This is a genomic window from Nocardioides sp. GY 10127, assembly GCF_004919085.1.
Taxonomy (GTDB): Bacteria; Actinomycetota; Actinomycetes; order Propionibacteriales; family Nocardioidaceae; genus Nocardioides.
In genome coordinates, this window is the sequence record NZ_STGL01000006.1 from 472527 (window position 1) to 497874 (window position 25348).

Annotated in this window: 24 protein-coding genes and 1 riboswitch; of the genes, 10 read left to right on the plus strand and 14 right to left on the minus strand. The window is 74.6% G+C overall.

Going from position 1 to position 25348, the window contains the following annotated elements:
- Positions 1 to 45 precede the first annotated feature (45 nt).
- The 4 genes from E8D37_RS12310 to E8D37_RS12325 all read left to right on the plus strand — a co-directional run bounded on the left by E8D37_RS12310 (position 46) and on the right by E8D37_RS12325 (position 4389).
- A complete protein-coding gene (locus E8D37_RS12310; RefSeq protein WP_136570037.1) occupies positions 46 to 933 on the plus strand; it encodes an oxygenase MpaB family protein in 888 nt (295 codons plus the stop codon).
- Positions 934 to 1058: 125 nt separating this feature from the next.
- Positions 1059 to 2270, plus strand: a complete 1212-nt coding sequence (locus E8D37_RS12315; protein WP_136570038.1) for a carboxypeptidase-like regulatory domain-containing protein — start codon at positions 1059 to 1061, stop codon at positions 2268 to 2270.
- 373 nt (positions 2271 to 2643) lie between these two features.
- A complete protein-coding gene (locus E8D37_RS12320) occupies positions 2644 to 3615 on the plus strand; it encodes a carboxypeptidase-like regulatory domain-containing protein (RefSeq protein ID WP_136570039.1) in 972 nt (323 codons plus the stop codon).
- A gap of 117 nt (positions 3616 to 3732) precedes the next feature.
- Positions 3733 to 4389, plus strand: a complete 657-nt coding sequence (locus tag E8D37_RS12325) for a hypothetical protein (protein ID WP_240770375.1) — start codon at positions 3733 to 3735, stop codon at positions 4387 to 4389.
- 4 nt (positions 4390 to 4393) lie between these two features.
- Here E8D37_RS12325 and E8D37_RS12330 read toward each other — a convergent pair whose 3' ends face one another.
- Positions 4394 to 4693, minus strand: coding sequence for a DUF4031 domain-containing protein (locus E8D37_RS12330; RefSeq protein ID WP_136570040.1), 300 nt, complete (start codon positions 4691 to 4693; stop codon positions 4394 to 4396).
- An 83-nt stretch (positions 4694 to 4776) separates the two neighbouring features.
- Here E8D37_RS12330 and E8D37_RS12335 point away from each other — a divergent pair, with 83 nt between their 5' ends.
- Positions 4777 to 5127, plus strand: a complete 351-nt coding sequence (locus E8D37_RS12335) for a hypothetical protein (RefSeq protein WP_206055718.1) — start codon at positions 4777 to 4779, stop codon at positions 5125 to 5127.
- A 214-nt stretch (positions 5128 to 5341) separates the two neighbouring features.
- On the opposite strand, the gene E8D37_RS12340 is transcribed toward E8D37_RS12335, so the two are convergent.
- From E8D37_RS12340 to E8D37_RS12350, 3 genes are all read right to left on the minus strand, one after another.
- Positions 5342 to 6019, minus strand: coding sequence for a GntR family transcriptional regulator (locus E8D37_RS12340; protein WP_240770389.1), 678 nt, complete (start codon positions 6017 to 6019; stop codon positions 5342 to 5344).
- Positions 6020 to 6145: 126 nt separating this feature from the next.
- A complete protein-coding gene (locus E8D37_RS12345) occupies positions 6146 to 8749 on the minus strand; it encodes an FtsX family ABC transporter permease (protein WP_136570043.1) in 2604 nt (867 codons plus the stop codon).
- Between the two features lie 2 nt (positions 8750 to 8751).
- A complete protein-coding gene (locus tag E8D37_RS12350; protein ID WP_136570044.1) occupies positions 8752 to 9546 on the minus strand; it encodes an ABC transporter ATP-binding protein in 795 nt (264 codons plus the stop codon).
- Positions 9547 to 9718: 172 nt separating this feature from the next.
- Here E8D37_RS12350 and E8D37_RS12355 point away from each other — a divergent pair, with 172 nt between their 5' ends.
- Positions 9719 to 10162: an SRPBCC family protein gene (locus E8D37_RS12355; RefSeq protein WP_136570045.1), complete on the plus strand. Its 444-nt coding sequence runs from the start codon at positions 9719 to 9721 to the stop codon at positions 10160 to 10162.
- Between the two features lie 22 nt (positions 10163 to 10184).
- Here the strand turns inward: E8D37_RS12355 and E8D37_RS12360 are convergent, their stop codons facing one another.
- Positions 10185 to 10763: an alpha-ketoglutarate-dependent dioxygenase AlkB gene (locus E8D37_RS12360; RefSeq protein WP_346763590.1), complete on the minus strand. Its 579-nt coding sequence runs from the start codon at positions 10761 to 10763 to the stop codon at positions 10185 to 10187.
- Positions 10764 to 11190: 427 nt separating this feature from the next.
- Between E8D37_RS12360 and E8D37_RS12365 the strand changes: the two genes are divergently transcribed.
- Both E8D37_RS12365 and E8D37_RS12370 read left to right on the plus strand, forming a co-directional pair.
- On the plus strand, positions 11191 to 12546 hold the full coding sequence (locus E8D37_RS12365) for an MFS transporter (RefSeq protein WP_136570047.1): 1356 nt from the start codon (positions 11191 to 11193) through the stop codon (positions 12544 to 12546).
- 370 nt (positions 12547 to 12916) lie between these two features.
- Positions 12917 to 13288: a DUF2256 and DUF3253 domain-containing protein gene (locus tag E8D37_RS12370; RefSeq protein WP_136570048.1), complete on the plus strand. Its 372-nt coding sequence runs from the start codon at positions 12917 to 12919 to the stop codon at positions 13286 to 13288.
- 15 nt (positions 13289 to 13303) lie between these two features.
- Here the strand turns inward: E8D37_RS12370 and E8D37_RS12375 are convergent, their stop codons facing one another.
- The 9 genes from E8D37_RS12375 to E8D37_RS12415 all read right to left on the minus strand — a co-directional run bounded on the left by E8D37_RS12375 (position 13304) and on the right by E8D37_RS12415 (position 22502).
- Complete coding sequence (locus E8D37_RS12375) at positions 13304 to 14260, minus strand: aminoglycoside phosphotransferase family protein (protein WP_168929737.1); 957 nt, start codon at positions 14258 to 14260, stop codon at positions 13304 to 13306.
- The gene (locus E8D37_RS12380; RefSeq protein WP_136570050.1) at positions 14257 to 14853 is read right to left on the minus strand and encodes an NTP transferase domain-containing protein; all 597 of its coding nucleotides are present in this window, start codon (positions 14851 to 14853) and stop codon (positions 14257 to 14259) included. The genes E8D37_RS12375 and E8D37_RS12380 overlap by 4 nt, the downstream gene beginning before the upstream one ends.
- Positions 14850 to 15383, minus strand: a complete 534-nt coding sequence (locus E8D37_RS12385; RefSeq protein ID WP_136570051.1) for a hypothetical protein — start codon at positions 15381 to 15383, stop codon at positions 14850 to 14852. Before E8D37_RS12385 ends, E8D37_RS12380 begins: the two co-directional genes overlap by 4 nt.
- An 813-nt stretch (positions 15384 to 16196) precedes the next feature.
- Positions 16197 to 17825 (minus strand): chaperonin GroEL, encoded by a 1629-nt coding sequence (gene groL / locus E8D37_RS12390; protein ID WP_136570052.1) that lies wholly within the window; start codon positions 17823 to 17825, stop codon positions 16197 to 16199.
- A 228-nt stretch (positions 17826 to 18053) separates the two neighbouring features.
- A complete protein-coding gene (locus tag E8D37_RS12395) occupies positions 18054 to 18887 on the minus strand; it encodes an SGNH/GDSL hydrolase family protein (RefSeq protein WP_206055719.1) in 834 nt (277 codons plus the stop codon).
- 160 nt (positions 18888 to 19047) lie between these two features.
- Positions 19048 to 20316 (minus strand): threonine synthase, encoded by a 1269-nt coding sequence (gene thrC / locus E8D37_RS12400; protein WP_240770390.1) that lies wholly within the window; start codon positions 20314 to 20316, stop codon positions 19048 to 19050.
- A 61-nt stretch (positions 20317 to 20377) separates the two neighbouring features.
- Positions 20378 to 20542, minus strand: a riboswitch (SAM riboswitch).
- Positions 20543 to 20699: 157 nt separating this feature from the next.
- Positions 20700 to 21539, minus strand: a complete 840-nt coding sequence (otsB, locus tag E8D37_RS12405) for a trehalose-phosphatase (protein WP_136570054.1) — start codon at positions 21537 to 21539, stop codon at positions 20700 to 20702.
- Between the two features lie 109 nt (positions 21540 to 21648).
- The gene (locus E8D37_RS12410) at positions 21649 to 22197 is read right to left on the minus strand and encodes a LytR C-terminal domain-containing protein (protein WP_240770376.1); all 549 of its coding nucleotides are present in this window, start codon (positions 22195 to 22197) and stop codon (positions 21649 to 21651) included.
- An 8-nt stretch (positions 22198 to 22205) separates the two neighbouring features.
- A complete protein-coding gene (locus tag E8D37_RS12415; protein ID WP_136570055.1) occupies positions 22206 to 22502 on the minus strand; it encodes a DUF3263 domain-containing protein in 297 nt (98 codons plus the stop codon).
- Between the two features lie 224 nt (positions 22503 to 22726).
- Between E8D37_RS12415 and E8D37_RS12420 the strand changes: the two genes are divergently transcribed.
- Positions 22727 to 23782 (plus strand): Gfo/Idh/MocA family oxidoreductase, encoded by a 1056-nt coding sequence (locus tag E8D37_RS12420; RefSeq protein ID WP_136570056.1) that lies wholly within the window; start codon positions 22727 to 22729, stop codon positions 23780 to 23782.
- 89 nt (positions 23783 to 23871) lie between these two features.
- Positions 23872 to 25287, plus strand: a complete 1416-nt coding sequence (locus E8D37_RS12425) for a trehalose-6-phosphate synthase (RefSeq protein WP_136570057.1) — start codon at positions 23872 to 23874, stop codon at positions 25285 to 25287.
- The last annotated feature ends 61 nt before the right edge of the window (positions 25288 to 25348 follow it).

The window sequence follows — 25348 nt, forward strand, 5'->3', positions numbered from 1 at the left end:
GGCGGGGTGAGCGGGCGGCGGCGTCGTCGTTCGTACCGTGGACGCATGATCACCGACCTGCGGTCGCGGGCGGGCGACGCGCTCTTCCGCCGCGTCGCCGGGCCGGACGGCCCGCGCCACCGCGAGCGCATCCACACCCGGCCCGGACCCCGCTGGTTCGAGCCCGGCTCGCCGATCACGCGCGTGCACGGGGACGCCTCGATGTTCGTCGGCGGCCTGCGGGCGCTGCTGCTCCAGACGCTGCACCCCGCCGCCATGCAGGCCGTCGCGGACCACTCCGGCTACCGGGGCGACCTGTGGGGCCGCCTCGCCCGGACCAGCACCTTCCTCGCGACCACCACCTTCGGTCACGAGGACGACGCGGCGACCGCGGTCGCCGCGGTCCGGCGCATCCACGACCGGGTCACCGGGACGCTGCCCGACGGGACTCCGTACGCGGCCGGCGACCCCCACCTGCTCGCCTGGGTGCACGCCGCCGAGGTCGACTCGTTCCTGCTGGCCCACCAGGTCTACGGCGAGCGCCCGCTCACGCCGACCGAGTGCGACACCTACCTCGACCAGGCCGCCGTGGTCGCCCGGGCGCTCGGCGTCCTCGACCCGCCCACGACCCGCGCCGCCCTGGCGGCGACGCTCGCCGCCTACCGCGTCGAGCTGCGCGGGACGCCGGCCGCCCGCGAGGCCGCGCGCTTCCTGCTGCTGAGCCCGCCGATCCCCCTGGCGGCCCGGGTCCCCTACGCCGCCCTGGCCGCGGCCTCGGTGGGGCTGCTGCCGGCCTGGTCGCGTCCGCCGCTGCGGCTGCCGTGGGCCCCCGTCGCCGAGAGGACGCTCGTGCGCGGGCTGGGCCACGGCGTGGTCGGCGGCGTCCGCTGGGCGCTGTCCGGCCAGCAGGTCGGGACCGGGGCCTCCGAGCAGCGCGCCGCGGCCGCGTCTTGAGGCAAGACTGAGCCAAGACTGGGGCAACGCTTGCACCGTCTTGAGGCACTCCCGCGCCCGGGTTCCTACAGTGGTGGCACCGCCACGGGGCATCGGGCCCCGCAGCCTTCCGCCCGGAGTACGTCATGGGGACCCCCGCCCGCCCGTCCGCCCGCCTGCTGGCACCCGTGCTGGCACCCCTGCTGACGCTGGCGCTCGCCCTCGGCCTGACCGGCGCCCTCGGCGCCGCCCTGGTCGCCCCCGCCACGGCCGCCACCCAGAAGGTGCGCCTGGCCGGCAACATCTCCAACCCGGACGGCGTCACGCTGCGGGTGTCCTGGTTCACCAAGGACTGGGTCCAGGTCGGCACCCGCAAGGTCCACAGCGACGTGTACGTGCTCCACCTCAAGCCCGGCGTCTACCACGTGCAGTTCACCGACCTGCGCCCCACGTACGACACCGACAAGTACGCGCCCAGCGACGTCACGGTGAAGCTCGTCCGGGCCTCGAAGCAGCGCAACGTCCGGATGCGCACCGGCGCCGCGGTGGTCGGCACGATCAAGGGCGGCAACGGCAAGGCGCTGTCGAAGGCCCGGATCGTCGCGGCGGACGCGAACGAGGTCACGTTCTCCACCACCGCGAACCGCAAGGGTCAGTACGCGCTGGCCGGCCTGCCCCCGGGCAGCTACAGCCTCTTCACCTGGGACCGGGACAAGAAGTGGGTGGCGAGGTCGACGTACGTCGCGAAGCTGACCCGCGGCGAGGTCCGCAGCGAGGCGCTGCGTCTCACGAAGAAGGCCGGCAGCCTGCTGGTCGACCTGCGGGCCGGGGCGTCCAGCGTCGGCAAGGTGACCGTCACCGCCGTCAGCAAGAAGACCGGCCAGTGGTGGACCGTCACCGCCCGCGGCGGCACCGCGACGTTCTCCGGGCTCTTCCCCGGCGGCTACACCCTCGTCGCGCCGGGCTGGCAGAACTGGTTCGCCCGGACCGGGGTGATCAAGGGCGCGCTCGTGCACGCCGGCCGCACCGACTTCTCCTCGAGCTTCCGCTGGACGACGCAGGGCGGCCGGGTCAAGGGCCGCGTCATCAGCAGCGACGGGAAGGTGGGCATGGAGGACGTCACCGTCGAGCTGCGCACCCACGCGGGGAAGGTCATCGCCTCGGGCACGACGGACTCCGACGGCCGGTTCCTCCTCGGCCAGCAGCTGCGCACCCAGAGCCACCTCTCGCTCGTGGTGATCCCCAACAGCAGCCAGCTGCAGTACTACAAGCGCGCCCAGCGCAACGGCCTGTCGGTCCACGTCAACAAGGTCCGCGCGGTCGGCACGATCACGCTGACCAAGCGCGCCTCCGCCTGACGTCTCGCGCTCAGCCGTCCACCCGGCGAGCACCGCCCGCGCAGCTGGGCGCCCGGGTGTCCGGTGCACGGGGCCGCACCCGTCCAGTCCGGGCCTGTTACTCATGTCTCATGCTGTCGGGGGTATCTGATCAGGCGTGACCGTGTCGCACCGCGCGTCGTGAGCCGGATGCGCCACGGCTGTAGCCCAGACGGGCTACCCGGGCCCCGACGTGTGACCTGAACGTGTGTTCACCGTGTCCGAACGGTGGGTGATCCGTTGCCGGAGGTCGCACTATGGTCGTCGCAGGCAGGCCGGACACCCCCGGGGGCACCCCTCCCCCGTGGTCGCGCACCCCGACGCGGACGTCCCGGCCGCCGACGAGGAGGCACCCATGCGCGCAGCGGACCGGCACGGACGGCTCACGGTCGACCTGGCCACCGACGTCCCCTGCGTCGTGCGCCTGCGCTGGTTCGCCCAGGGCCGGCTGGTCGGCGAGCGCCGGCTGGTCGGCGAGCGCCGGCTGGTCGGCGAGCGCCGGGCCCTGGCCGGCCGGCTCGTGCTGCCCGCGGCCCCCGGCCCCGTCACCGTCGAGGCGTCGGACGACCGCCCGGGTGACGACCCTCGCCGCCTGGCTCCCGTGCGGGTGCAGGCCGTCGCCGGTGGGACGGACGACGACCCCGCACCCGTGCGGCTCCACCTGCGTCGCGGCGGTCGGCTGGTCGGCCGCGTCGTCGACGCCGACGGCGGCCTCGTCCGGTTCGCCCGGGTCCGGGCCCAGGCCCTCGACGGCCGCAGCCTCGAGGTGCGCACCGACGGCCTCGGCCGGTACGTGCTGGCGGGCCTCCCGGCGCAGCCCGTCATGCTCACCGCCACCCACCGTCGCGGCAGCTCGCGGCCCGAGACCCTCACCGTGCAGCCCGGCCGCATCCGCGCCCACCGGCTGCCCCTCGTCCTGCCCCCGGCCCTCGGCGTGCCGCTCGGCGAGGACGCCCTCACGCTGGGCTCCTCGTTCCGCGGCCGCGTGCTGGAGGCCGCCACCGGACGTCCCGCCTACGCCGCCCTCGTCGAGGTCCGCGACCCCAGCGACGCCGTGCTGGCCCGGGCCCGCGCCGACGCGGACGGCGACTTCGTGGTGGGAGGGGAGCTCCCGGACGCCGAGGACCTCACGCTCGTGGTCGTCTCCGGCCCGGGCGACCCCGTCGTGGACCGGGTCCGCCTCACCGGGCTCTCCTGCGCCGACGCCGCCCTCGTGGACGTCGGCACGATCGAGCTCGTCCGCGCGCCCCGCGCCCCCCGGGAGCTGCGGGTCTCCCTGCCTCGCGCCAGCGCGGTCGCGCTGCGCCTCCCGGCCGTCCGGGTCTGAGCCCGGCAGCCGCGGCCCCACCTCACCGGCCCCCACGCACGGGCTCGTTCCCCGGAAACGGGGTCTCTGAGCGGTTCCGGTGGCGCGCCGACGGCCTCTCGGTTTGAATGGGTCCCGATGCCTGACGAACGCCCGTCCGCTGCGGCGGACCCCCGCCACTGGTGGCCTCTGCCCGAGGCCGAGCCCCTGCGCGAGCACCTGGTCGAGGCGTGGTCGGAGCCGCACCGCGGCTACCACGACCTCACGCACCTCACCGAGGTCCTCGCCCACCTGGAGGAGCTGGCCGCCGCGGGCGTCCCGTTCCCGGTGCTGCCGGTGGTGCTGGCCGCCTGGTTCCACGACGCGGTCTACGACGGCGAGCGGGACGCCGAGGAGCGCTCGGCCGCCTGGGCGGAGGACGTCCTCCCGGAGCTGGTGGGGCCGGAGGTCGCGGACGAGGTCGCCCGCCTCGTCCGGCTCACGGAGACGCACCTCCCGGCCGACGACGACGTGGCCGGCTGCGCCCTCTCCGACGCCGACCTGGCCATCCTCGCCGCGGCGCCCGCGCGCTACGCCGAGTACGTGCGGACGGTGCGCGAGGAGTACGCCCACGTGGACGACGAGGCGTTCCTGCGCGGCCGCGCCAGCGTGCTCGCGGGGCTGGCGGAGAAGCCGCACCTCTTCCACACCCGCCCCGCGCGGGAGCGGTGGGAGGACGCCGCGCGGGCGAACCTGTCCGCGGAGCTGGAGGGGCTGGCCCGCGCGATCGGTGAGCCGCAGGCCCACCCGGCCTGAGCCGCTACTCCCCGTCCGACGGACCTGGTGCCGGCAGCCGGACGCCCCGGTGCTTGCGTCGCCGGAGCCCGGCGGCGTGCAGCGCCCGCACCACCTCGCGGCTGGAGACCGGCCGTGCGCCGGCCGCCACGACGTCCTCGTAGCGCTCGGCGGGCACGTCGTAGTGGTCGCCGTCGAAGCCGCGGCGCGGGATGCCCAGGCCGGCCGCGAACGCGTGCAGCTCCTCGTAGGAGGTGTCGCTGACCAGGTGGGACCACATCCGCCCGTGGCCCGGCGCGTTCGGGGGGTCGATCAGGAGCGCCACGCGGCCGAGTCTAGGGGCGTGGGACGGCGCGGCCGCCCCGGCCACGGCTAGGACGCCACCGCCCCTGGCTCACAATGGGGCGCATGGACGACGTGCTGCTGACCGCCCGGGCGCTGGTGCTCGCCGACCTCTCGGCGCGCGGCGCCGCCACGGCCGAGGCCGTCTCGGCCCTCGAGGAGTCGCTGAGCGAGCGGGCCGGCTGGGTCGAGGCGTGGCCGGAGGGCGCGGTGTTCGTCCCCGGGCTGGTCGCCCAGGACGTCCAGGACGCCCTCTTCGAGACCGTGGGCCGCTGGCCGCTGTGCCGGCTCGCGGGGTGCGCCGAGGAGCCCGAGCACCCGCTCTACGTCCAGCCCGACCTGGGCGGCCCCGACCCGACGTGGGTGTGCGAGGAGAGCGGGACGGCGGTCGCGCCGCTCGGGTCGCTCGGCGCCTGAGGCGCGCGGCAGCGGCTGGACGTGGCCAGGACGCACCCAGGACGCACGCGAGCCCCGGCCGGACGGCCGGGGCTCGCTGCTGGTGTGACGGGTGCGGGTGCTACGGGGTGGGGAGCCGTGCTGCGGTGATGCTGGGTGGTGCTGGGTGTCGCTGGGTGTCGCTGCGGCCGGGGCCGACCTGACGCCGACGTTTGGGGGTCGTCGACGGGAGGGGTCAGGAGTCGGAGCCGAGCTGGACCCAGAGGGTGAAGCGGTCCGCCCGGTAGACCGAGCGGGAGACCTCCACGACCTTCTCGCCGGAGATGGCCCGACGGGAGTGCCGCAGGACGGAGCTGAGCGGCTCGACCTCGAGCAGCTGCGCCTCCTCGGCGGTGGCCTTGTCGGCCTGGATCGAGTCCTCGGCCCACGTCGGCCGCAGGCCGCGCGCCTCGAGGGCGTCGTACAGGCTCGTCGGCATCCCCGACTGCAGGAAGCCCGGCAGCAGGATCTCGTTGAGGTAGGCGTCCTCGATGCACATCGGCACCCCGTCCGCGCGCCGCAGCCGACGCCAGTGGATGACGGCGTCACCCTCGGTCAACGACAGCGCCCGCGCCACGCCAGGACCAGCCTGTTCGCGTCGCGCCAGCAGTGTCTGGGACTCCGCCAGCATGCCGCGGCGGGTCATCTCCTCGGTGTAGCCGGTGATGCGGGAGGCGGTGCGGCGAGGGCGCGCCACGAAGGTGCCCCTCCCCGGGATCCGCTCCAGCAGACCTTCCACGACGAGGGCATCCATGGCTTGGCGCACGGTCATCCGCGCAACCCCGAACTGCTGCACCAGCTCTCGCTCGCTGGGGGCGGGCGAGCCGGGCGCGGAGCCCGACACGAGGTTGCGAACGTACTCCCGCACACGCACGTGCTTCAACGCACGACCGTCTGCCTCCAGTAGCTCGTCCACGTGGTCGAGAGTAGGGGGTCGGCCGCGCCCCGTCCGGGGAACAAGGTCATTGAAATCGCGGGTGGAGTATTGTTCCGCCGCCTCTCACTCGGTGGCAAGGGCGGTCAAGACCTCCTGCCGGGCCGCCCGCCGGGCGGGCAGGACGGCGGCCAGCACGCCCACCAGCACCGCCGCGACCAGGAACGCCAGCAGCTGCCCGACGGGCACCGCGATCACCTCGAGGCCCTCGTCGGCCAGGGCCCGCATGAGGACGACGCCGAAGACGGTGCCGAGGACGAGCCCGAGCAGCGCGCCCAGCACCGCGATCGCGACCGACTCCAGCGTCACCATCCGCCGCAGGCCGGCCCGGCTCAGGCCGATGGCCCGCAGCATGCCGATCTCGCGGGTCCGCTCGGTCACGCTGAGCGCCAGGGTGTTGACGATCCCCAGCACGGCGATGAGCAGCGCCAGCGCGAGCAGGGCGTAGATCATCAGCACCGTGCGGTCGATGGGCTCCCGCTGGGCGGCGGCGAACTCGGCCTGGTCGGCCACGGTGACCGTGGGCTGGTCGGCGAGCTCGTCCGTGACCGCCTCCCCCACCGCCGCGACGTCCGCACCGTCGGCCACGAGGACGACGAGCAGCCAGTCCTGCTGGAGCAGCGCGGCCGCATCGTAGGTGCCGGTGCCGACGAGCACGTCGGCGAAGATCATCGGGTTGTCCTCCACCACCGCCGACACCTCCCAGGTGACCGGCCCGGCGGGTGTGACGACGTCCAGCAGGTCCCCCGCGGCGATCCCCCGCTCGTCGGCCAGCGTCTGCTGCACCACCGCCAGCCCGGGCTCCAGCGAGACCGTGCCGTCCAGCACCGTCAGCCGCAGGACGTCGGCGTCCTCGGCGTCCGTCGCGGCGACGGGCAGCGGCTCACCCTCGGCCTCGCCGGTGCCGCCGTCCGAGCCGTCCGAGCCGTCCGAGCCGTCCGAGCCGGCGGCCTCCGGCGCCCAGGCGATCCGGTCGAGCCGCTCCCGCACGACCTCGCCCACCCCGTCCACCGCGGCGACGCGGCCGGCCAGCGAGGTGGAGAACGGTGCCCCGAAGGCGCTGCTCACCAGGTAGTCGCCCGGGAAGCTCTCGGCCACGGCCGCGTCCACCGACGCCTTCGCCGAGGCCCCGACGATGGCGAGCGTGCACGCGACCGTGAGGCCGATCATCAGGGCCGACGCGGTGCCCGCGGTGCGGCGCGGCTGCCGCAGCGTGTTGAGGGCGGCCAGCCGCCCGGTCGTGCCCATCGTGCGCGCGTAGACCGCCCCGAGACCGCGCAGGAGCGGCCGAGCCAGCAGCGGCGCGGCGGCCGTGGTGCCGAGCAGCACGGCCAGCACCCCGAGGCCGAGCCACCACCAGTGGTGGGCCGCCCCGGGGACCAGCCCGAGCGCGACGAGGCCGGCCCCCGCGAGCACCGCCAGCGCGCCGAGCACGGCGCGCCGCCGCAGCGACCCCTCGGGCAGCGCCACGTCGTCGCGCAGGGCCGCCACCGGCGGGATGCGGGTGGTGCGCAGCGCGGGCAGCAGCGCCGCGGTGACCGTCACGACCACGGCCACGAGGTAGGCCGCGACCGGCGTGGTCCAGGTGACGACGAGCGGCTGGCCGGACAGGTCCAGCCCGAGGGCGGCGAACAGCGCCTTGAGGCCGACGGCGGTGAGCAGCCCCAGCCCCAGGCCCGCCGTCCCGCCGACCAGGCCCATGGCGAGCGCCTCCAGCAGCACCGAGGCGGTCACCTGGCGGCGCGAGGCGCCCAGGGCGCGCAGCAGCGCGAGCTCGCGGGAGCGCTGGGCCACGAGGATCGAGAACGTGTTGACGATGAGGAAGGCGCCCACCACGAGCGCGATGCCGGCGAAGACCAGCAGGAACGTGGTGAGGAACGAGACGGCCCGCAGCAGGTGCCCGGCCGCCTCCTGCGCGGCGTCGTCGCCGGTGACCGCCTGCAGGTCGTCGGGCAGGACGGCGGCCACCTGCGCGGCCAGCTCGTCCTGGCTGGTGCCCGGGGCGGCCGTGACCCAGGCGGCCGTCCAGCCGTCGGCACCGCCGAGGAAGACCTGCTGGGCCACCTGCGGGTCGAGGCCGACGAAGGTGGCGCCGTTGAGCGAGCCGCCGTCCGGGAAGCCGTAGAGCCCGACGAGGGTGGCCGTGAGCGAGGCGTCGTCGAAGGCGGAGACGAGCGGCACCTGGTCGCCGATCGAGTAGCCGGCCCACTCGGCCGTCGCCTCGTCCACGACGATCTCGCCGAGCCCCCGGGGGTCGCGGCCCTCCAGCAGCGTCAGCCCGGAGGCACCGTGCGCGGCGGGGGCGTCGCCGACGGAGCCCGCGATCGCGGGCGGGCCGAACCCGCCGACGGGCTTGCCGTCCGTGCCCACGACGTAGACGCCGATGACCCGCACCCGCCCGTCCGCGCGGGCCGCGCCGGGCAGCGCGGCCAGCCGCTCGACGAGCGCCTGGCTCACCGACGCCTCCGGGCGTCGCGCGCTGTCGCCGGAGACGGGCTCGACCACCACGTCCCCGACGGTCGCGTCGAACAGGGAGGTGAAGCTCCGGTCCAGGGTGGCGGAGAAGACGAGGGTGCCGGCCACGAACGCCACCCCGAGGACGACGGCCAGGGTGCTCATCAGGAGCCGCAGCCGGCGCCCGAGGAGGCTGCGCAGGGCGTAGCGCAGCATGCTCAGCCCTCCCCGCCACCGGGCGGCCCCGGCTCGGCCGCCCGCCCCATCGCCTCGAGCACGGACTCGCGCGTCGGGCGCTCCAGGGTCTCCACGACCCGCCCGTCGGCGAGCAGCACCACCCGGTCGGTCCAGGCGGCGGCCACCGGGTCGTGGGTGACCATGACGACGGTCTGGCCGGTCTCGTCCACGGAGCGCCGCAGCAGCCCCAGGACCTCCGCGCCGGCGCGCGAGTCGAGGTTGCCGGTGGGCTCGTCGGCGAAGACGACCCGGGGCCGGCCGACCAGGGCCCGCGCCACCGCCACCCGCTGCTGCTGCCCGCCGGAGAGCTGCTGCGGGCGGTGGGAGAGCCGGTCGGCGAGGCCCACGGCCTCGACGACCTGCGTGAACCAGGCCGGGTCCGGCCGCCGTCCGGCGAGGGCCAGCGGCAGGGTGATGTTCTCCTCGGCCGTGAGCGTCGGCACGAGGTTGAAGGACTGGAAGACGAACCCGATCTCCTCGCGGCGCAGGCGGGTGAGGGCGTCGTCCCCCAGCCCCGTCAGCTCGGTGTCCCCGAGCCGCACCGAGCCCGAGGTGGGCGTGTCGAGCGCCGCGCAGCAGTGCATGAGGGTCGACTTGCCCGACCCGCTCGGCCCCATCACCGCCGTGAAGCGGCCGGCCTCGAGGTCGAGGGTGACGCCGTCCAGGGCGTGCACCACCGAGTCGCCCTCGCGGTAGGTCTTGCGCAGGTCGCGCACCCGGGCGGCGGCCACGCCACGCTCGGCGCTCGCGGGGGTCGCGGTCGGCGGGGTCGTCATGGCTCCATCCTCACGGTGCGCGCCGGAGGGCGCGAGGGTCGCTGGTCGGGTGGTCCATCGGCAGGGAGGCGGGCGAGTGAACCACCCGCCGGGGCACGGCACCACCCCGCGGGGCACGGCACCACCCCGCGGGGCGATCGGCGGACGGCGTCCACCTGCCTAGCCTCGAGGCATGCACGTCGAGCGCACCTTCACCGTCCGGCGTCCCCTCGAGGGCGTCTCCGCCTACCTCGCGGACTTCCGCTCCACCAACGACTGGGACCCGGGGACCGTCGAGACCACGCGGACCTCCGGGGACGGCGGGGTGGGCACCACCTACGCCAACACCTCGGAGTTCCTGGGCCGCCGCACCTCGCTCACCTACACCGCGCAGGTCGTGGAGACCGGGCGCCTGCGCTTCGAGGGACGCAACGACACGGCCGTCACGCACGACGACCTGACGCTCACGCCGGCCGGCCCCGGCTCCACCCGCATCCGCTACCGGGCGGACTTCGACTTCGGCCGCCTGCTCAACCTGGTGGCGCCCCTGTTCCTCGCCCGGCCGCTCTCGGCGCTGGCCGACGAGACGGTGGCGAAGATGACGCAGGTGCTGGAGGAGAAGGTCCCGGCCGCCTGACCCGGAGCCGCCGCGCGCCGCGCTAGAAGACGTTGAGCGGCCGGAACTGGACCGAGATCCGCGGGCCGGCGGAGGCGGTCTTCGGGACGGCGTGCTCCCAGGTGCGCTGGCACGAGCCACCCATCACGAGGAGGTCGCCGTGCCCGGTCTCGACGCTCACGGTGTCCGCGCCGCCGTTGCGCGGCCGCAGGGCGAGCCGGCGCGGGTCGCCGACCGAGACGATCGCGACCATCGTGTCCTGCGTCGAGCCGCGCCCGATGGTGTCGCCGTGCCACGCGACGCTGTCGCGGCCGTCGCGGTAGTAGCAGCAACCGGCCGTGCGGAAGTCCTCGCCCAGCTCGGGGCGGTAGTGGGCGCTCAGCGCGTCGCGGGCGTCGGTGAGGACGGGGTGCGGGAGCTCCTCGCCGATCATGTACGTGTGCAGCAGCCGCGGCACGTCGACCACCCGGTCGTACATCTGCCGGCGCTCGGCGCGCCACGGCACCCGCTCGACGAGCGCGGCGAGGACGGCGTCCGGCTCGGGCAGCCAGGAGCGGCGGACGTCGATCCAGGCGCCCTGGCCCAGCACCGTGCGCTCGGCACCGGCGAGGTCGGCCACCATGGCGTCCACCCCGGTCTCGGGGCCCGCGAAGAGGGTGCTCTGGAAGTCCATGCGCGCACCATACCCGGCGAATCGAAACTCCGTTCGATTCCACCGGCGCGGCGGGTCGACAGGTCGTCACCCCTCTGCGCTGGCGCTGGGCCGCCCGACGAGGTTGTCTGGGAGGTCACGGGTCGCACGCAGGCCACGACGAGAGGCGCTGCGGCGGCCCGGGACGGCGCCGACCTCCCTCCGGCGCTGGCACGGGGTCGTGCTTCGGCCTCCTCACCGGTCCCGACGCCCCTCGTCTCCCGCTCGGCCCTCCGCGTGAGCGGGCCGCGACCAGGGCGCCGGGGCCGCTGACCGGGAGCCCGTCGGCCCGCCTCACCCCCGCCGCCGGCGAAACTCGATTGCGGGTCCTCCCCGTGCCCGGGTGAGACTGCCCTCCATGACCGCTCCCCGGTCGGGCAAGGACGCCCGCCCCCGCCTCGTCGACTTCTGGCACGACCTGCCCCGCGAGGGGCGGCTGCTGCTCTCCATCGTCGTGCTCCAGTTCCTGGGCACCGGCCTCGTGCTGCCGTTCCACATCGTCTACCTCGCCGAGGTGCGCGGGTTCGGCTACAGCACCGCCGGCCTGCTCATCGCGGTGCAGCCGCTGGTCGGCCTCGTCGCGGCCGCCCCGGGCGGCCACGCGATCGACCGCCTCGGCCCGCGCCGGGTGTTGGCCGCCGCGCTGGCCTGCCTGGTGGTCGGCGGCGTCGTCCTCGCCCTCGCCTCGAGCCTGCCCGTGGCCGTCGCCGGCCTCGCCCTCCAGGGCCTGGCGTTCGGGCTGGAGTGGCCGGCCGCGCAGTCGCTGGTCGCCGCCGTCGTCCCGCCCGCGATCCGGCAGCGCTACTTCGGGCTCAACTTCGCCCTGCTCAACCTGGGCATCGGCCTGGGCGGCATCGTCGGCGGCCTCTTCGTGGACGTCGACCGGGTGATCACCTTCCAGACGATCTACCTCGCCGACGCCGCCTCCTACCTGCCTGCGCTCGTGCTGCTGCTCGGGCCGCTGCGGCACGTCGGCGGGCCGGTGACGCACGCGCCGGAGCCCGGGGGCGAGACCGGGGCCGGGGCCGAGGCGGCCACCGCGTCGGTGAGCTACTGGGCGGTGCTGCGCCGCCCGGCGGTCGCCTCGGTGATGGGGCTCGGCTTCCTGGCCTCGTTCGTCGGCTACTCGCAGCTCAACGCCGGGCTCCAGGCCTTCGCCCGCGAGGTCGGCGAGGTCTCGACACGTGGGCTCGGCCTCGCCTTCGCCGCCAACACCGCGGTCATCGTCGTGCTCCAGCTGCTCGTGCTCCAGCGCATCGAGGGGCGCCGCCGCACCCGGGTCATGGCCGTGATGGCCGTCGTCTGGGCGGGCTCCTGGCTGCTGCTGGGCGCCACGGCCCTCGTGCCGGGCACCGTGGGGGCCACGCTCCTCGTGGCGGGCTGCGCGTCGGTCTTCGCCCTGGGCGAGACGCTCATGCAGCCGACGCTGCCGGCACTGGTCAACGACCTGGCCCCCGACGCGCTGCGCGGGCGGTACAACGCACTGAGCTCGATCTCGTTCCAGTCCGCGGCGATCATCGCCCCGCCGATCGCCGGGTTCCTGGTCGGGCACGGCCTCGGGCAGACCTACATCGGCCTGCTGGTCATGGGCTCGCTGGTGCTGGGCGTGGTGGCCGTCGTCCACCTGGAGAAGCGGCTGAGCCCCGCCGTCAACGGCGTCCGCGAGCCGGAGGTGCCGGGCGCGGAGACGCTGCCCGCCGGCGGCGTGGTCTGAGGCCGAACGGCGCCCTGCTCGGACTGGTCCGGTGCCGGGTGCTCCCCGGCGAGGGGTTCCCCCCTGCCACGCGTCCTCGCACGTTCCCCCGTGTCGACGACATGGCCCGAAGGATGCCGCGTGGAGCTCCGCCACAGAGCAGGGCTCCAGTCTCTCGCGAGAACAGGGATGATCGGCCCCTCGGCAACCAACCAGCCCGGTACGTCCTCGCAGACTCCCCCGTCGGCGCCCCCCAGTCTGCGGGCTCGAGCCGCCGATGTCACGCCGATCCGGGCATTCTTCACACGTTCACCACGTCGGGTGAGGCTCACGGCGCCCCACGCACCGGCGGGTGGTCCGGACGACGGGCGCGTCGGGTGAGGCTGGGCGCGTGAGCACCCCGCCCCCGAAGTCGTGCGCCACCTGCGGTCGCCGCATCGAGTGGCGCAAGAAGTGGGAACGGGACTGGGAGCAGGTCCGCTACTGCTCCACGGCCTGCCGTCGGCACCGACCCGGGCCGGTCGACGAGGCGCTCGAGCGCAGCATCACCGACCTCCTGGCCGCCCGGGCGGCGTCAGCCACGATCTGCCCCTCCGAGGCCGCGCGGGCCGTCGGCGGCGAGGACTGGCGCGACCTGATGGAGCCCGCACGCCAGGCCGCGCGCCGGCTCGTGGCGGCGGGGCAGGTGGAGATCACCCAGGGCGGACGCGTCGTCGACCCCTCCACCGCCAAGGGACCGATCCGGGTGCGCCGGGCCCGCTGACCCGCTCAGCCGCGGTCACACGAGCGCCCGCGCCGACTCCAGGTACGGCCTCCCCACCCGGTCCGCCCCGAACCCGCACACGTACAGGCCGGTCGAGACCCGCTCCAGCAGGGCCCAGTCGCGCACGCGCCCGGCGTCGAGGTCGGTCTCCTCGGCCACGAGGCGGCACCAGGACTCGTGCAGCGCTCGGGCCCCGCTCCCGGCCTCGGCCAGCGTCGTGACCCAGTCGCGCAGCGCCACCCCGAGGTCGTGGGCGGGGTCGGCCGGGAACCCGTCGGGGTCGACGAAGACCCAGCCCGTGCCACGCGCGTCCGGAGCCCTCAGCAGGTTCGAGAGGTGGGGGTCGCCGTGGACGGTCACCTCCGGGCCGTCCCAGCCGGCCAGCCGGTCCGCGGCGGCGAGCGCGGCCCGCAGCACCCCGGGGTCGGTGACCCCTCCGAGCCGCGCGTCGGTCTCGCGGACGGAGCGGGCCAGCGATACCGCCTTGTCCTCGGGCCGTGGCACGAGGGGCGGCGGCTCGACCGCCCACGCCTCGCGCAGCGTCCTCGCGACCACGCGCAGGCGGTCAGGTGGCGCGCCGCCTGCCGCGTCCAGGGTCGGGCCGAGGTGCTCCAGCAGGAGCGCGTCCCCGCCCTCGCCCACCCCGAGCTCCGCCGCGGCGACGTGCCCGTGCAGGCGGGCGTACCCGCACCCGTGCGCCGCCCGCAGCACCCGCGCCTCGTCGGCCAGGGTCGGGTCCGGGAGGCGCACCTTGAGCACGCGCGGCTCCCCGGCGGCGGTCGTGGCGGTGAGGACGTAGGAGGCGCTGCCCCCGGGCAGCGGCCGCCCCAGGGTGAGCCCCCACCGCTGCGCCAGGCCGTCCAGCAGCGCCGACAGCCCGGCGTGCCAGGCGGCGCCGGGCTCGCCCAGGTCGGCGACCCGGGCCCGGGTCAGCGGCTGGAGGCGCGGCGGGTCGGCGAACGGCCGGGTCACGAGGTCGGCGGCCCGTCGACGTCCTGCCCCGAGGCGAGGTCGCCGCACTCGACGGGGCGCGGCGGGTGCGCGGCCAGGTAGGGCCGGGCCCCGGCGTCCCCCGCCGCCAGGGCGAGGACGCCGGGCCAGTGGTCGCGCCCGAGCAGCACGGGGTGTCCCGGGCGGCCGCCGAACGTGGCCCGGGCCAGGGCCGCCGGGCCGTCGGCGCAGCCGGCGACGCGGGCGGCCACGGCGCCGGTGAGGTCCGGCAGGTCGACCAGCGTCACGAGCGCGACCTCGGCGTCGGTCGCCCCCAGCGCCTCGAGGCCTGCCCGCAGGGAGGCGCCCTGCCCCTCCGCCCAGTCGGCGGCCACGACGACGCGACTGCCGTCGCCGAGCAGGGCCGCGGCCTCGGGGGCGGCCCCCAGCACCACGACGACCGGGTCGCAGCCGGCGGCGCGCAGCACCGCGGTGGCGCGGGGCAGCCAGTCGCCCCGCTCGTCCGCGGCCAGGGCCTTGGGCTGGCCGCGGCGGCTGCCCGCCCCCGCGGCGAGGACGAGCCCGCCGAGCCGTCCGGTGCGCTCATCGGCGGCCGGGCCGAGACCCTGCGTCACGCGTCGCTCCCGAACGCCCGCTCGTAGAGGCGGGCGAGACCGCGCGTGCGGGGTCCGGAGTAGCCGCAGACCATCGCCTGCGACCCGGAGGCCGCGAGCAGCACCTCGTCGCCGACCCGGAGGTGCAGGGCGTCGGCCACCAGCGCGTCGTCCAGGACGTCGAGCTCCACCGTGCCGGCGTGCCGCCCCGTCCAGGTGTAGCTGGTCTCGACGACGACCACCCCGTCCCCCGCCTGCGTCACCGTGCCCGACCAGGCGCCGTCCGCGAGGGCCAGGCGCGCCGCCGTCGGGACGGCGCAGCGGCCGCTCGCCGCGGCGAGGCTGAGCTCGACCACCGGGTAGGCGGTGCCGGAGGCGCCGTCGCCCGGGTCGGACGCGGGGTCGGACGCGGGGTCGGACGTCGTGCCACTGCTCGGGCTCGCGGCCGGCGCCGGCGCGCTGGTGGGCTCGCCGTCCCCGGCGCACCCGGCGGCGAGCGTGAGGAGGAGGCCCGCGGCGGCCAGGGCGGGCAGACGACGACCGGGTCTCACCCGTGCAGTGTCACACGCCCGCGAAGCGTCCGGAGCGCTGCCCGACGGCCGCTTCTCGTCCTCCATGAGGACCGAACCCTCCCCAGCCGGTCCCCCTGAGCGTGCACAGCCTCGCCGGGGAGGCGTTCGGTCCTCGTGCCCACGAGGACCGAACGCCGGATCGGCCGGCAGCAGCGCCTCAGCAGGCTCAGCAGCCCCTGCCGACTCAGCAGCATCAGACCCACCCGCGTCAGGCCCAGCCGCGCCGGCACCGGCCCCGCGCGGCTGTTCTGCTTCGGTCCTCGTGCCCACCAGGACCGAACCCTCCGCAGCCGGGTCCTCCTGAGCGTGCACAGCCACGTCGGGGAGACGTTCGGTCCTCGTGCCCGCGAGGACCGAACGCTGATCGCCCGGCAGCAGCGCCTCAGCAGGCTCAGCAGTACCCGCCGACCCAGCGGCCCCGACCGACCCGCCAGCACCAGGCCCAGCCGCGCCGGCACCGGCCGGAACGCCGCCAGGCGGCCGCTTCTCGTGCTCCGTGAGGACCGAACCCTCCCCAGCCCGGTCCCCCTGAGCGTGCACAGCCACGTCGGGGAGACGTTCGGTCCTCGTGCCCACCAGGACCGAACGCCGGATCGGCCGGCAGCACCAGCACAGCAGGCTCAGCAGCCCCTGCCGACTCAGCAGCATCGGACCCACCCGCGTCAGGCCCCGGCCCCGGGCCGCCGCAAAATGCCGCACGGCCCCGGTCCTGGGAAGGACCGGGGCCGTGCGGGTGGTGCAGTGCTGCGGGTGGTGCAGTGCTGCGGGTGCAGCAGCCGGGTGGGGCTGGACTCAGAAGTCCATGCCGCCCATGCCGCCGTCGCCACCGGGCATCGCGGGAGCCTTCTCGGGCTTGTCCGCGACGACGGCCTCGGTGGTGAGGAAGAGCGCCGCGATGGAGGCGGCGTTCTGCAGCGCGCTGCGGGTCACCTTGGCGGGGTCGATGATGCCGTTGGCCAGCATCTCGACGTACTCGCCGGTGGCCGCGTTGAGGCCCTGGCCGGACGGGAGGTTGCGCACCTTCTCCGCCACGACGCCGCCCTCGAGGCCGGCGTTGACCGCGATCTGCTTGAGCGGGGCCTCGATGGAGACCCTGACGATGTTGGCACCGGTGGCCTCGTCGCCGGTCAGCTCCAGCTTGTCGAAGGCCGTGGCACCGGCCTGGACGAGGGCGACGCCACCGCCGGCGACGATGCCCTCCTCGACGGCCGCCTTGGCGTTGCGCACGGCGTCCTCGATGCGGTGCTTGCGCTCCTTGAGCTCGACCTCGGTGGCCGCGCCGACCTTGATGACGGCCACGCCGCCGGCCAGCTTGGCGAGGCGCTCCTGGAGCTTCTCGCGGTCGTAGTCCGAGTCGGAGTTCTCGATCTCGGCGCGGATCTGGTTGACCCGGCCCTCGATCTGGCCGGCGTCGCCGGCGCCCTCGACGATCGTGGTCTCGTCCTTGGTGATGACGACCTTGCGGGCGGTGCCGAGGAGCTCGATGCCGGCGTTCTCGAGCTTGAGGCCGACCTCCTCGGAGATGACCTGGCCGCCGGTGAGGATCGCGATGTCCTGCAGCATGGCCTTGCGGCGGTCGCCGAAGCCCGGGGCCTTGACGGCGACGGACTTGAAGGTGCCGCGGATCTTGTTGACGACCAGCGTGGACAGGGCCTCGCCGTCGACGTCCTCGGCGATGATCAGCAGCGGCTTGCCGGACTGCATGACCTTCTCCAGGACGGGCAGCAGGTCCTTGACCGAGGAGATCTTCTGGTTCGCGATGAGGATGTACGGGTCGTCGAGCTCCGCCTCCATGCGCTCCATGTCGGTGGCGAAGTAGGCCGAGATGTAGCCCTTGTCGAACCGCATGCCCTCGGTGAGCTCGAGGTCGATGCCGAAGGTGTTCGACTCCTCGACCGTGATCACGCCCTCCTTGCCGACCTTGTCCATCGCCTCGGCGATGGCGTCGCCGACGGTGGTGTCGCCACCGGCGGAGATGGTCGCGGTGGCCGCGATCTGGTCCCGGGTCTCGATCTCGGTGGCCATGCCGAGCAGCTGCTCGGACACGGAGGCGACAGCCGCCTCGATGCCACGCTTGAGGCCCATCGGGTTGGCACCGGCGGCCACGTTGCGCAGGCCCTCGCGGACCATCGCCTGGGCCAGCACGGTGGCGGTGGTGGTGCCGTCGCCAGCGACGTCGTCCGTCTTCTTGGCGACCTCCTTGACGAGCTCGGCACCGATCTTCTCGTAGGGGTCCTCGAGCTCGATCTCCTTGGCGATGGACACGCCGTCGTTGGTGATCGTGGGGGCGCCCCACTTCTTCTCGAGCACGACGTTGCGGCCCTTGGGCCCGAGGGTGACCTTCACGGCGTCGGCGAGCGTGTTCATGCCACGCTCGAGACCGCGACGGGCCTCCTCGTCGAATGCAATCAGCTTCGGCATAACTCCTGCGATCCTTCGCATCTTCAAGAGTCGGTGGACGGGCCGGCTCGCTGCCCGCGACGGACGACCCGGACCCTCCGTCGAACCATTCCCGACGGCGTCCTGGCCTCAGCTCCCCAGCCCGGGGGTACTGTCACTCTCACGTAGAGAGTGCCAGCGTCATGTTTAGCACTCGACCCCTGCGAGTGCAAACGTCCCGGGGGCATGCGGGCGCCCGGGGGCGCCGCCTCAGCCCTCGCGGACGGGCGGGGCGGCGTGGCCGAACGGCACCTCGTCCCGCTCCCCCAGCGCGGCCAGCAGCGAGGGCAGCATCGCCTCGGCGGTGCGCCGGTAGCCCAGGGGGCTGGGGTGGAACCGGTCGAGGCTGAACATCTCGTCGGGGTTGGTGATGAAGAACGGCCCGACGACCTGGCCCAGCGACACCGCGTGCGCACCCGCTCGCAGCGCCGCCTCCTCCTGGGCCGACGCGAGCTGCTTGGAGGCGAGCGAGCCGAGCGCGCGCAGCGGCTGCGGGACCGGTCGCAGCGCGCCGAGGTCGGGGCAGGTGCCCACGACCACGCCGGCGCCGAGGGCGCGCAGCCGGCGCACGGCGTCCTCGAGGTGGGCCACGGCGTCAGGGACGGGCACGCGGTGGGTGACGTCGTTGCCGCCCACGACGATGACGGCCAGGTGCGGGCGGTAGCCGTCGGGCAGGGCGTCGAGCTGGCCGGCGAGCGCCGAGGACTCCGAGCCGACCACCGCACCCGTCCGCAGGCGGACGGAGCGGTGCAGGTGCTTGGCCAGGCCCTTGCTCAGCCGCGCCCCGAGCGTCTCCTTGCGGACGCCGGCGCCCAGCCCGGCGGCGATGGAGTCGCCCAGCACCAGGAGGTCCAGCGGGTCCCCGTAGGCGCGCTTCCAGACGCGGTCGGCGTCGAGCGCGTCCTCCCCCAGCGGCTTGCCGATGATCGCGCGTGCCCTCGCCGCCTGGGCCTGGAGCAGCCGGCGGAACCCGACCCCCAGCGCCCCACTCACCGCTCCCACGGCTCCTGCTGCCACCCCGACGGCGATGAGACTGCGACGCACGTCCTCCGGTCTACCCGCGCACCCTGAACGCCGGGTGATCCCCAGGTCGACGCGGGGTGACGACTACGCCCCGCGGCACCCCGGAAGAAGCAGCAGGACGCGGCACGGGCCCGGCTCCTGTCGAGGAGCCGGGCCCGTGGCCGGTGAGCGTGGGTGCGGGTCAGGCGATGCCGGTGTCCGCGAAGGCCGCGTAGGAGGCCTTGATGGTCGCGGCGGGGCCGACCTGCTCGGAGACGGCGTCGAGCGTCTTCAGGCCCATGCCGGTGTTGATGATGACGGTCTCGAGCGAGGTGTCGAGCTGGCCGGTCTGCACGAGCTTGCGGGTGACGGCGACGGTGGTGCCGCCGGCGGTCTCGGTGAAGACGCCCTCGGTGCGGGCCAGGAGCAGGATGCCCTCGCGGACCTCGTCGTCGTTGACGTCGTCGACGGCGCCGCCGGTCTCCCGGGCGATGTCGAGCACGTAGATGCCGTCCGCGGGGTTGCCGATGGCGAGGCTCTTGGCGATGGTGTCCGGCTTGACCGGGCGGATCGCGTCGACGCCGGCCTTGTAGGCGGTCGAGACGGGCGAGCAGCCGGTGGCCTGGGCGCCGAAGATCTTGTACGGCTTGGCCTCGACCAGGCCGAGCTTGATGAGCTCCTGGAACGCCTTGTGCACCTTGGTGAGCTGCGAGCCGGAGGCCACGGGGATGACGACCTGGTCGGGCAGGCGCCAGCCGAGCTGCTCGGCGATCTCGTAGCCCAGCGTCTTGGAGCCCTCGGCGTAGAAGGGGCGCACGTTGACGTTGACGAACGCCCAGCCCTCCTCCTCGGCGGCGATCTCCTGCGCGAGCTTGTTGACGTCGTCGTAGTTGCCCTCGACGGCGACCAGCGAGTCGGTGTAGACGGCCGAGTTGACCTGCTTCGGCTTCTCCAGGTTGGAGGGGATGAAGACGACCGTCTTCATGCCGGCGCGGGCACCGGCGGCGGCCACGGCGTTCGCCAGGTTGCCGGTGGAGGGGCAGGCGAAGACCTTCGCGTCGAGCTCGCGGGCGGCCGAGAGGGCGCAGGCGACGACGCGGTCCTTGAAGGAGTTGGTCGGGTTGGTGGAGTCGTCCTTCACCCAGAGCTTCTCGATGCCGAGCTCGCGGCCGAGGTTGCGGGCCTCGAGCAGGCGGGTGAAGCCCGGCTCGGTGTTGGGGGACGTCTCGATGTCGGTCGGCACCGGGAGCAGCGCCTTGTAGCGCCAGATGTTGCGGGGGCCGGCCTCGATCTCCTCGCGGGTCACGGCCGGGAAGTCGTAGGCCACCTCGAGGGGGCCGAAACACTCCGGACAGGCGTAGGAGGGGCCGAGCTCGACCTCGTGGCCGCACTCGCGGCACAGCAGCGAGCGGGCGTTGCCGAAGGCACCCTCGCGCACGCCGGGGACGGTGCCGGGGCCGGCGGCGGGCATGCCGTCCACGACCTGGGCAGTGGCGGGCTCGACGACGTATGCAGCGCTCATGAGTACCTCCTCCTCATCTTCCCCGGGCACGTCCTTCGTGCCGGGCCGGAATTAGCACCTTTTCCACGATCCGTTCCCCGGTGCCCAGCGGAGTGCTGGGGCGCCCAGGAGGCGGAGGTTCGCGGCGGTTGCCGGGACGTCGACGGGCCGTTCCCTCGGTCCCTCTCGATGAGAGCTGTCGCCCACTGTACGTGCCGATGTCTCGAATGGCGTACTCGAGTACCGGGATACGGACGTGGACCGGACGCCGCGCACGGCGTCCGGTCCCCTCATCGCCCGTGACGGGCCGGACCTGAGGGTCGCCGGCGGGCCGGCCGGGGGGACGGGGCGGCTCAGCGCTCGGCGGCGTCCGCGGCGAGCCGGGTGAGCAGGTCCACGACGCCGTCGGGGCCCTTGACGACGATGTCGGCGAGCTCGACGAGCGCCTGCTGCTCGCGCGAGGCGGAGGCGACCTTGAGGGTGGCCAGGCCCTGCGCGGCGAGCTCGTCGAGCTGCCGCATGGCCTCCACGTCGCCCAGGTCGTCGCCGGCGAAGACGAAGCCGCGGGCGTCGAGCGCCTCGGCGATCTCGGCGACCGCGTCCCCCTTGTGCACGCCGGGGGCCCGGACCTCGACGACGTTGCGGCCGGGCTCGACGCCCAGGTCGTGCTCCTCGGCGAGCTCGGTGAGCGGCTCGAGGAGGCGGTCGAAGGCGGCCTCGGGCTCGGCCAGTCGGCGGGTGTGCACCGCGACGGCCAGGCCCTTCTCCTCCACGAACGCGCCGTCGGCGTCGTGGGTGTCGAGCAGGTCGGGCAGGGCGTGGACGAACTCCTGGAGCCGCTCCGGCGGTTCGGGGGTGTCGATGTCGCGGGTGCTGCCGCGCCACCGCTCGTTGCCGTACTGCCCGAACAGGTACAGCTCGGTGCCGGCCGCGGCGAGGCGGTCGGCGAGGTCCTCGAGGTGGCCGAGCTCGATCACCTGGGCCGCGGGGCGGCCGGTGATGACGGCGACGGCCGCCACGTGCGGGGCGAGGGCGACGAGCGCGTCGTGGGCGTCCGGGTGGATGCCGGCGGCCTCGGGGTCGTCGACGATCGGCGCGAGGGTGCCGTCGAAGTCGAGCCCGACGACGGTGCGGTCCAGGACCGCCAGCACGTCACGCCAGTGCTGCTCGCCGTCCTGCGAGGTGAACTCCATGGGCCCATGATTTCACGACCCTGGCGCAGAGCGCCCCCCGCGACCGGTGGCTGGGCGCCCCAGGGCCTGGCACAGGGCCTTCGCCCCGCCCTCCGGACGGGCAGGTGGCTCAGCTCAGCGCGCCGGTGAGGATGACCGTCAGCCGGTCCATCTTCATCGGGTCGGAGGCCGGGACGACGCGGCTGATGCCCAGGTCACGGGCCAGGAGCTTCGCCGCCCGCTTCAGCCGGGCCGGGTAGTAGACGGTGTTGGACGGGATGCTCCCGTACCAGTTGTCGGCGCCGACGACGTTCCAGCCGACCGCGGTCGCCTTGGCCGCCACGTCGGAGGCCAGGCCGCTGATCGAGGAGTTGTTGTAGACCTCGACGTAGACCTGGCCGCGCTTGACCGGCTTCGCGGTCTTCGTGGCCGTCGCGGTCGCGCTCTCGGTGGCGCTGGCGGACGCGTCGTCCGAGGCGTCCGCGCTGCTTGACGCCTTGGCCTTGGCCGTGCCCGACGCCGTCGCGGACGACGAGGCGCCGGCCGCGGCCGGGGTGATGTCCTCCTCGTCGGAGCCGGAGCCGGTGGTCGTCACCCAGGCGACGCCCGCCATGACGAGCGCCACGAGCGAGAGCAGCAGGACGGGGGTGGGGAGGACGGCTCCTCGGGAGTCGCGCACCGCGGGCCTCAGATCTCGAAGCCGAGGCGGCGGGCGGAGCGCTGACGCTGGCGGGCCGCTCGCATGCGGCGCAGCCGGCGGACGAGCAGCGGGTCGGCCTCGAGGGCCTCGGGCCGGTCGATCAGCGCGTTGAGCACCTGGTAGTACCGGGTGGAGCTCATGCCGAACTTCTCGCGGACCGCCGTCTCCTTGGCGCCCGCGTACTTCCACCAGAGCCGCTCGAACTCGAGGATCTCCAGGTCGCGCTGGCTGAGAGAGGGCGCGTCGCCTCCGAGAGGCTGCGCGGCGTCCCGCTGAGGCTCCATGCGACGAATCTCCCGTGTGACGAGTGGTGCTGATGTGACTGTTGCTGCTGGTGAGCAGGCTGTGACCGCTTCCGCGGCCCGTCCGCTTCACGGTACCCGATCGGACTTACACGCTTGTGATTAAGCGGATCGCCGATCGGACGCGTGTCGGCCCCTGCGGCCGGCCCCGGCAGGCGGCCCCTCGGGCGAGGCCCCGGCGAACCACGGTGGGGCAGGCTGGGCCCATGGACCCCCGCCCCGCCGCCACGCCCGCCGACCCCCTGCGCTGGGGGTTCCTCGCGACCGGGAAGATCGCCCGCACCGTGGCGGACGACCTCGCGCTGCTGCCGGAGCACCGCATGGTCGCAGTCGGCTCGCGCTCGGCCGAATCGGCCGCCTCCTTCGCCGCCGAGCACGCGCCGGGCGCGACGGCCCACGGCTCCTACGAGGCGCTGGTCGCCGACCCGGGCGTCGAGGTGGTCTACGTCGCGTCCCCGCACGCCTTCCACCTCGAGCACGCGCGGCTCGCGCTCGAGGCCGGCAAGCACGTGCTGGTCGAGAAGCCGGTGGCCCTGCGGGCCACGGACGCCGAGGAGATGGTGGCGCTGGCGCGCGAGCGCGGCCTCTTCCTCATGGAGGCCATGTGGACGGCGTGCCACCCGGTCGTCCTTGCGGTGGCCGCCCGGCTGGCCACCGGCGAGCTCGGCCGGCCCCGCCACGTCCGCGGGGAGCTCGGGTTCCGGGTCGACGCCGAGCCCGGCGACCGGATGCTCGACCCGGCGCTGGGCGCCAGCGCCCTGCTCGACATGGGGATCTACCCCCTCACCCTCGCCCACCTCCTGCTCGGGGAGCCCGTGGGGCTCACGGCCACGGCCGACCTCTCGGAGCGGGGCATCGACCTGGACGTCGTGGTGACCGCCCGGCACGCCGACGGCGCGCTGTCGACCTCGTCGGCGTCCATGACGTCGTGGTCCGACCAGGCGGCGGCGATCGCCACCGACCGCGGCCGGATCACCTTCGAGGGGCAGTTCCACCACCCGTCCCGCGCCTGGTTCACGCCCGTGCCGGACGGCTCCGACAACGACAGCACCCTCGAGGTCGCCCCGGAGGAGATCGTCCCGGCCGAGCCGCCGCTGGGCACCGGCTACACCCACGAGCTGCGCGAGGTCGCCCGCTGCCTGGCGGCCGGGGAGACCGAGAGCCCCCTGGTGCCGCACGCCCGGACGCTCGCGGTGATGCGCACCCTCGACGAGGCGCGGGCGCTGGCCGGCGTCCGCTTCCCGGACGACCCCGCCGACTGACCACCCCGAGGCGTCCCCGACGCACCCCCGCGCCGGGGGCACCCGGCCGGGCGGGACGCCTCGGCACGCCGTCTGACTAGGGTGGGGGCGTGTTCGACCTCGTGATCGTGGCCAACCGTCTCCCCGTCGACCGGATCAAGCTGCCGGACGGGAGCAACGGGTGGCGGACCTCCCCGGGCGGCCTGGTGACGGCCATCGAGCCGGTCATGCGCAGCAACCACGGCGTGTGGATCGGCTGGCCGGGAGGCACCGACGGCGACGAGGAGCTGTTCTCCGCCGACGGCCTCGACCTGGCGCCGATGTCGATGAGCGCCGAGGAGATCCAGCTCTTCTACGAGGGCTTCTCCAACGGCTGTCTGTGGCCGCTGTACCACGACGTCGTCGTGAAGCCGGAGTTCCACCGCGAGTGGTGGGACGCCTACGTGGGGGTCAACCAGCGCTTCGCCGAGAAGGCGGCCTCGTTGGCCGCCGAGGGCGCGACGGTGTGGGTGCAGGACTACCAGCTCCAGCTCGTCCCGCAGATGCTCCGCACCCTGCGTCCGGACCTCCGCATCGGCTTCTACCTGCACATCCCGTTCCCGCCCGCCGAGCTCTTCCAGCAGCTCCCGTGGCGCCGACAGATCCTCGAGGGCCTCCTGGGCGCCGACCTCGTGGGCTTCCAGCTGCCGGGCGCGGCCCAGAACTTCGTCCGCCTCGTGCGCCAGCGCGTCGGCCACAAGACCCACCGCGACCTCGTCTACCTGCCCGACGGGCGCACCGTGCGCGCCGCCGCGTTCCCCATCTCCATCGACGCCAAGGGTTTCGAGGACATGGCGCGCGACCCCGAGGTGGAGGCGCGCGCCGACGAGATCCGCGAGGCCCTCGGCAGCCCCCGCACCGTGTTCCTCGGAGTCGACCGGCTCGACTACACGAAGGGCATCTTCGCCCGCCTCCGCGCGTTCGCCGAGGTGATGAAGGAGGGCCACTTCTCCGTCGAGGACGCCGTCTTCGTCCAGGTCGCCGTGCCCTCGCGCGAGCAGGTGGAGGAGTACCGCATCCTGCGCGACGAGATCGAGCGCCTCGTCGGCCGCATCAACGGCGACCTCGGCGAGATCGGCCGCCCGGCGATCCACTACCTGCACTCCTCCTACCCCCGCAAGGAGATGGCGGCGCTGTACCGGATGGCCGACATCATGGTCGTCACCCCGTACCGCGACGGCATGAACCTGGTCGCGAAGGAGTACGTCGCCACCCGGTTCGAGAACGACGGTGCGCTGGTGCTCTCGGAGTTCGCCGGCGCCGCCGACGAGCTGCGACAGGCCTACCTGGTCAACCCGCACGACATCAACGGCATGAAGCAGGCCCTGCGCGACGCCTACGACGCCTCCGACAAGGAGGCGGCCAAGCGGATGAAGGCCATGCGCAGGACGGTCACGCAGAACGACGTCAAGGCGTGGGCGGACTCCTTCCTCGCCGCCCTCGCGCAGGTCGAGACGCACGCGAAGGCGGTCCGCCCGACCGCCTGACGCGGGTACGTTGGCCACGGCGGTCGGCCCCGGCCGCGCCGCCGGCGACACAGCAGGCCCG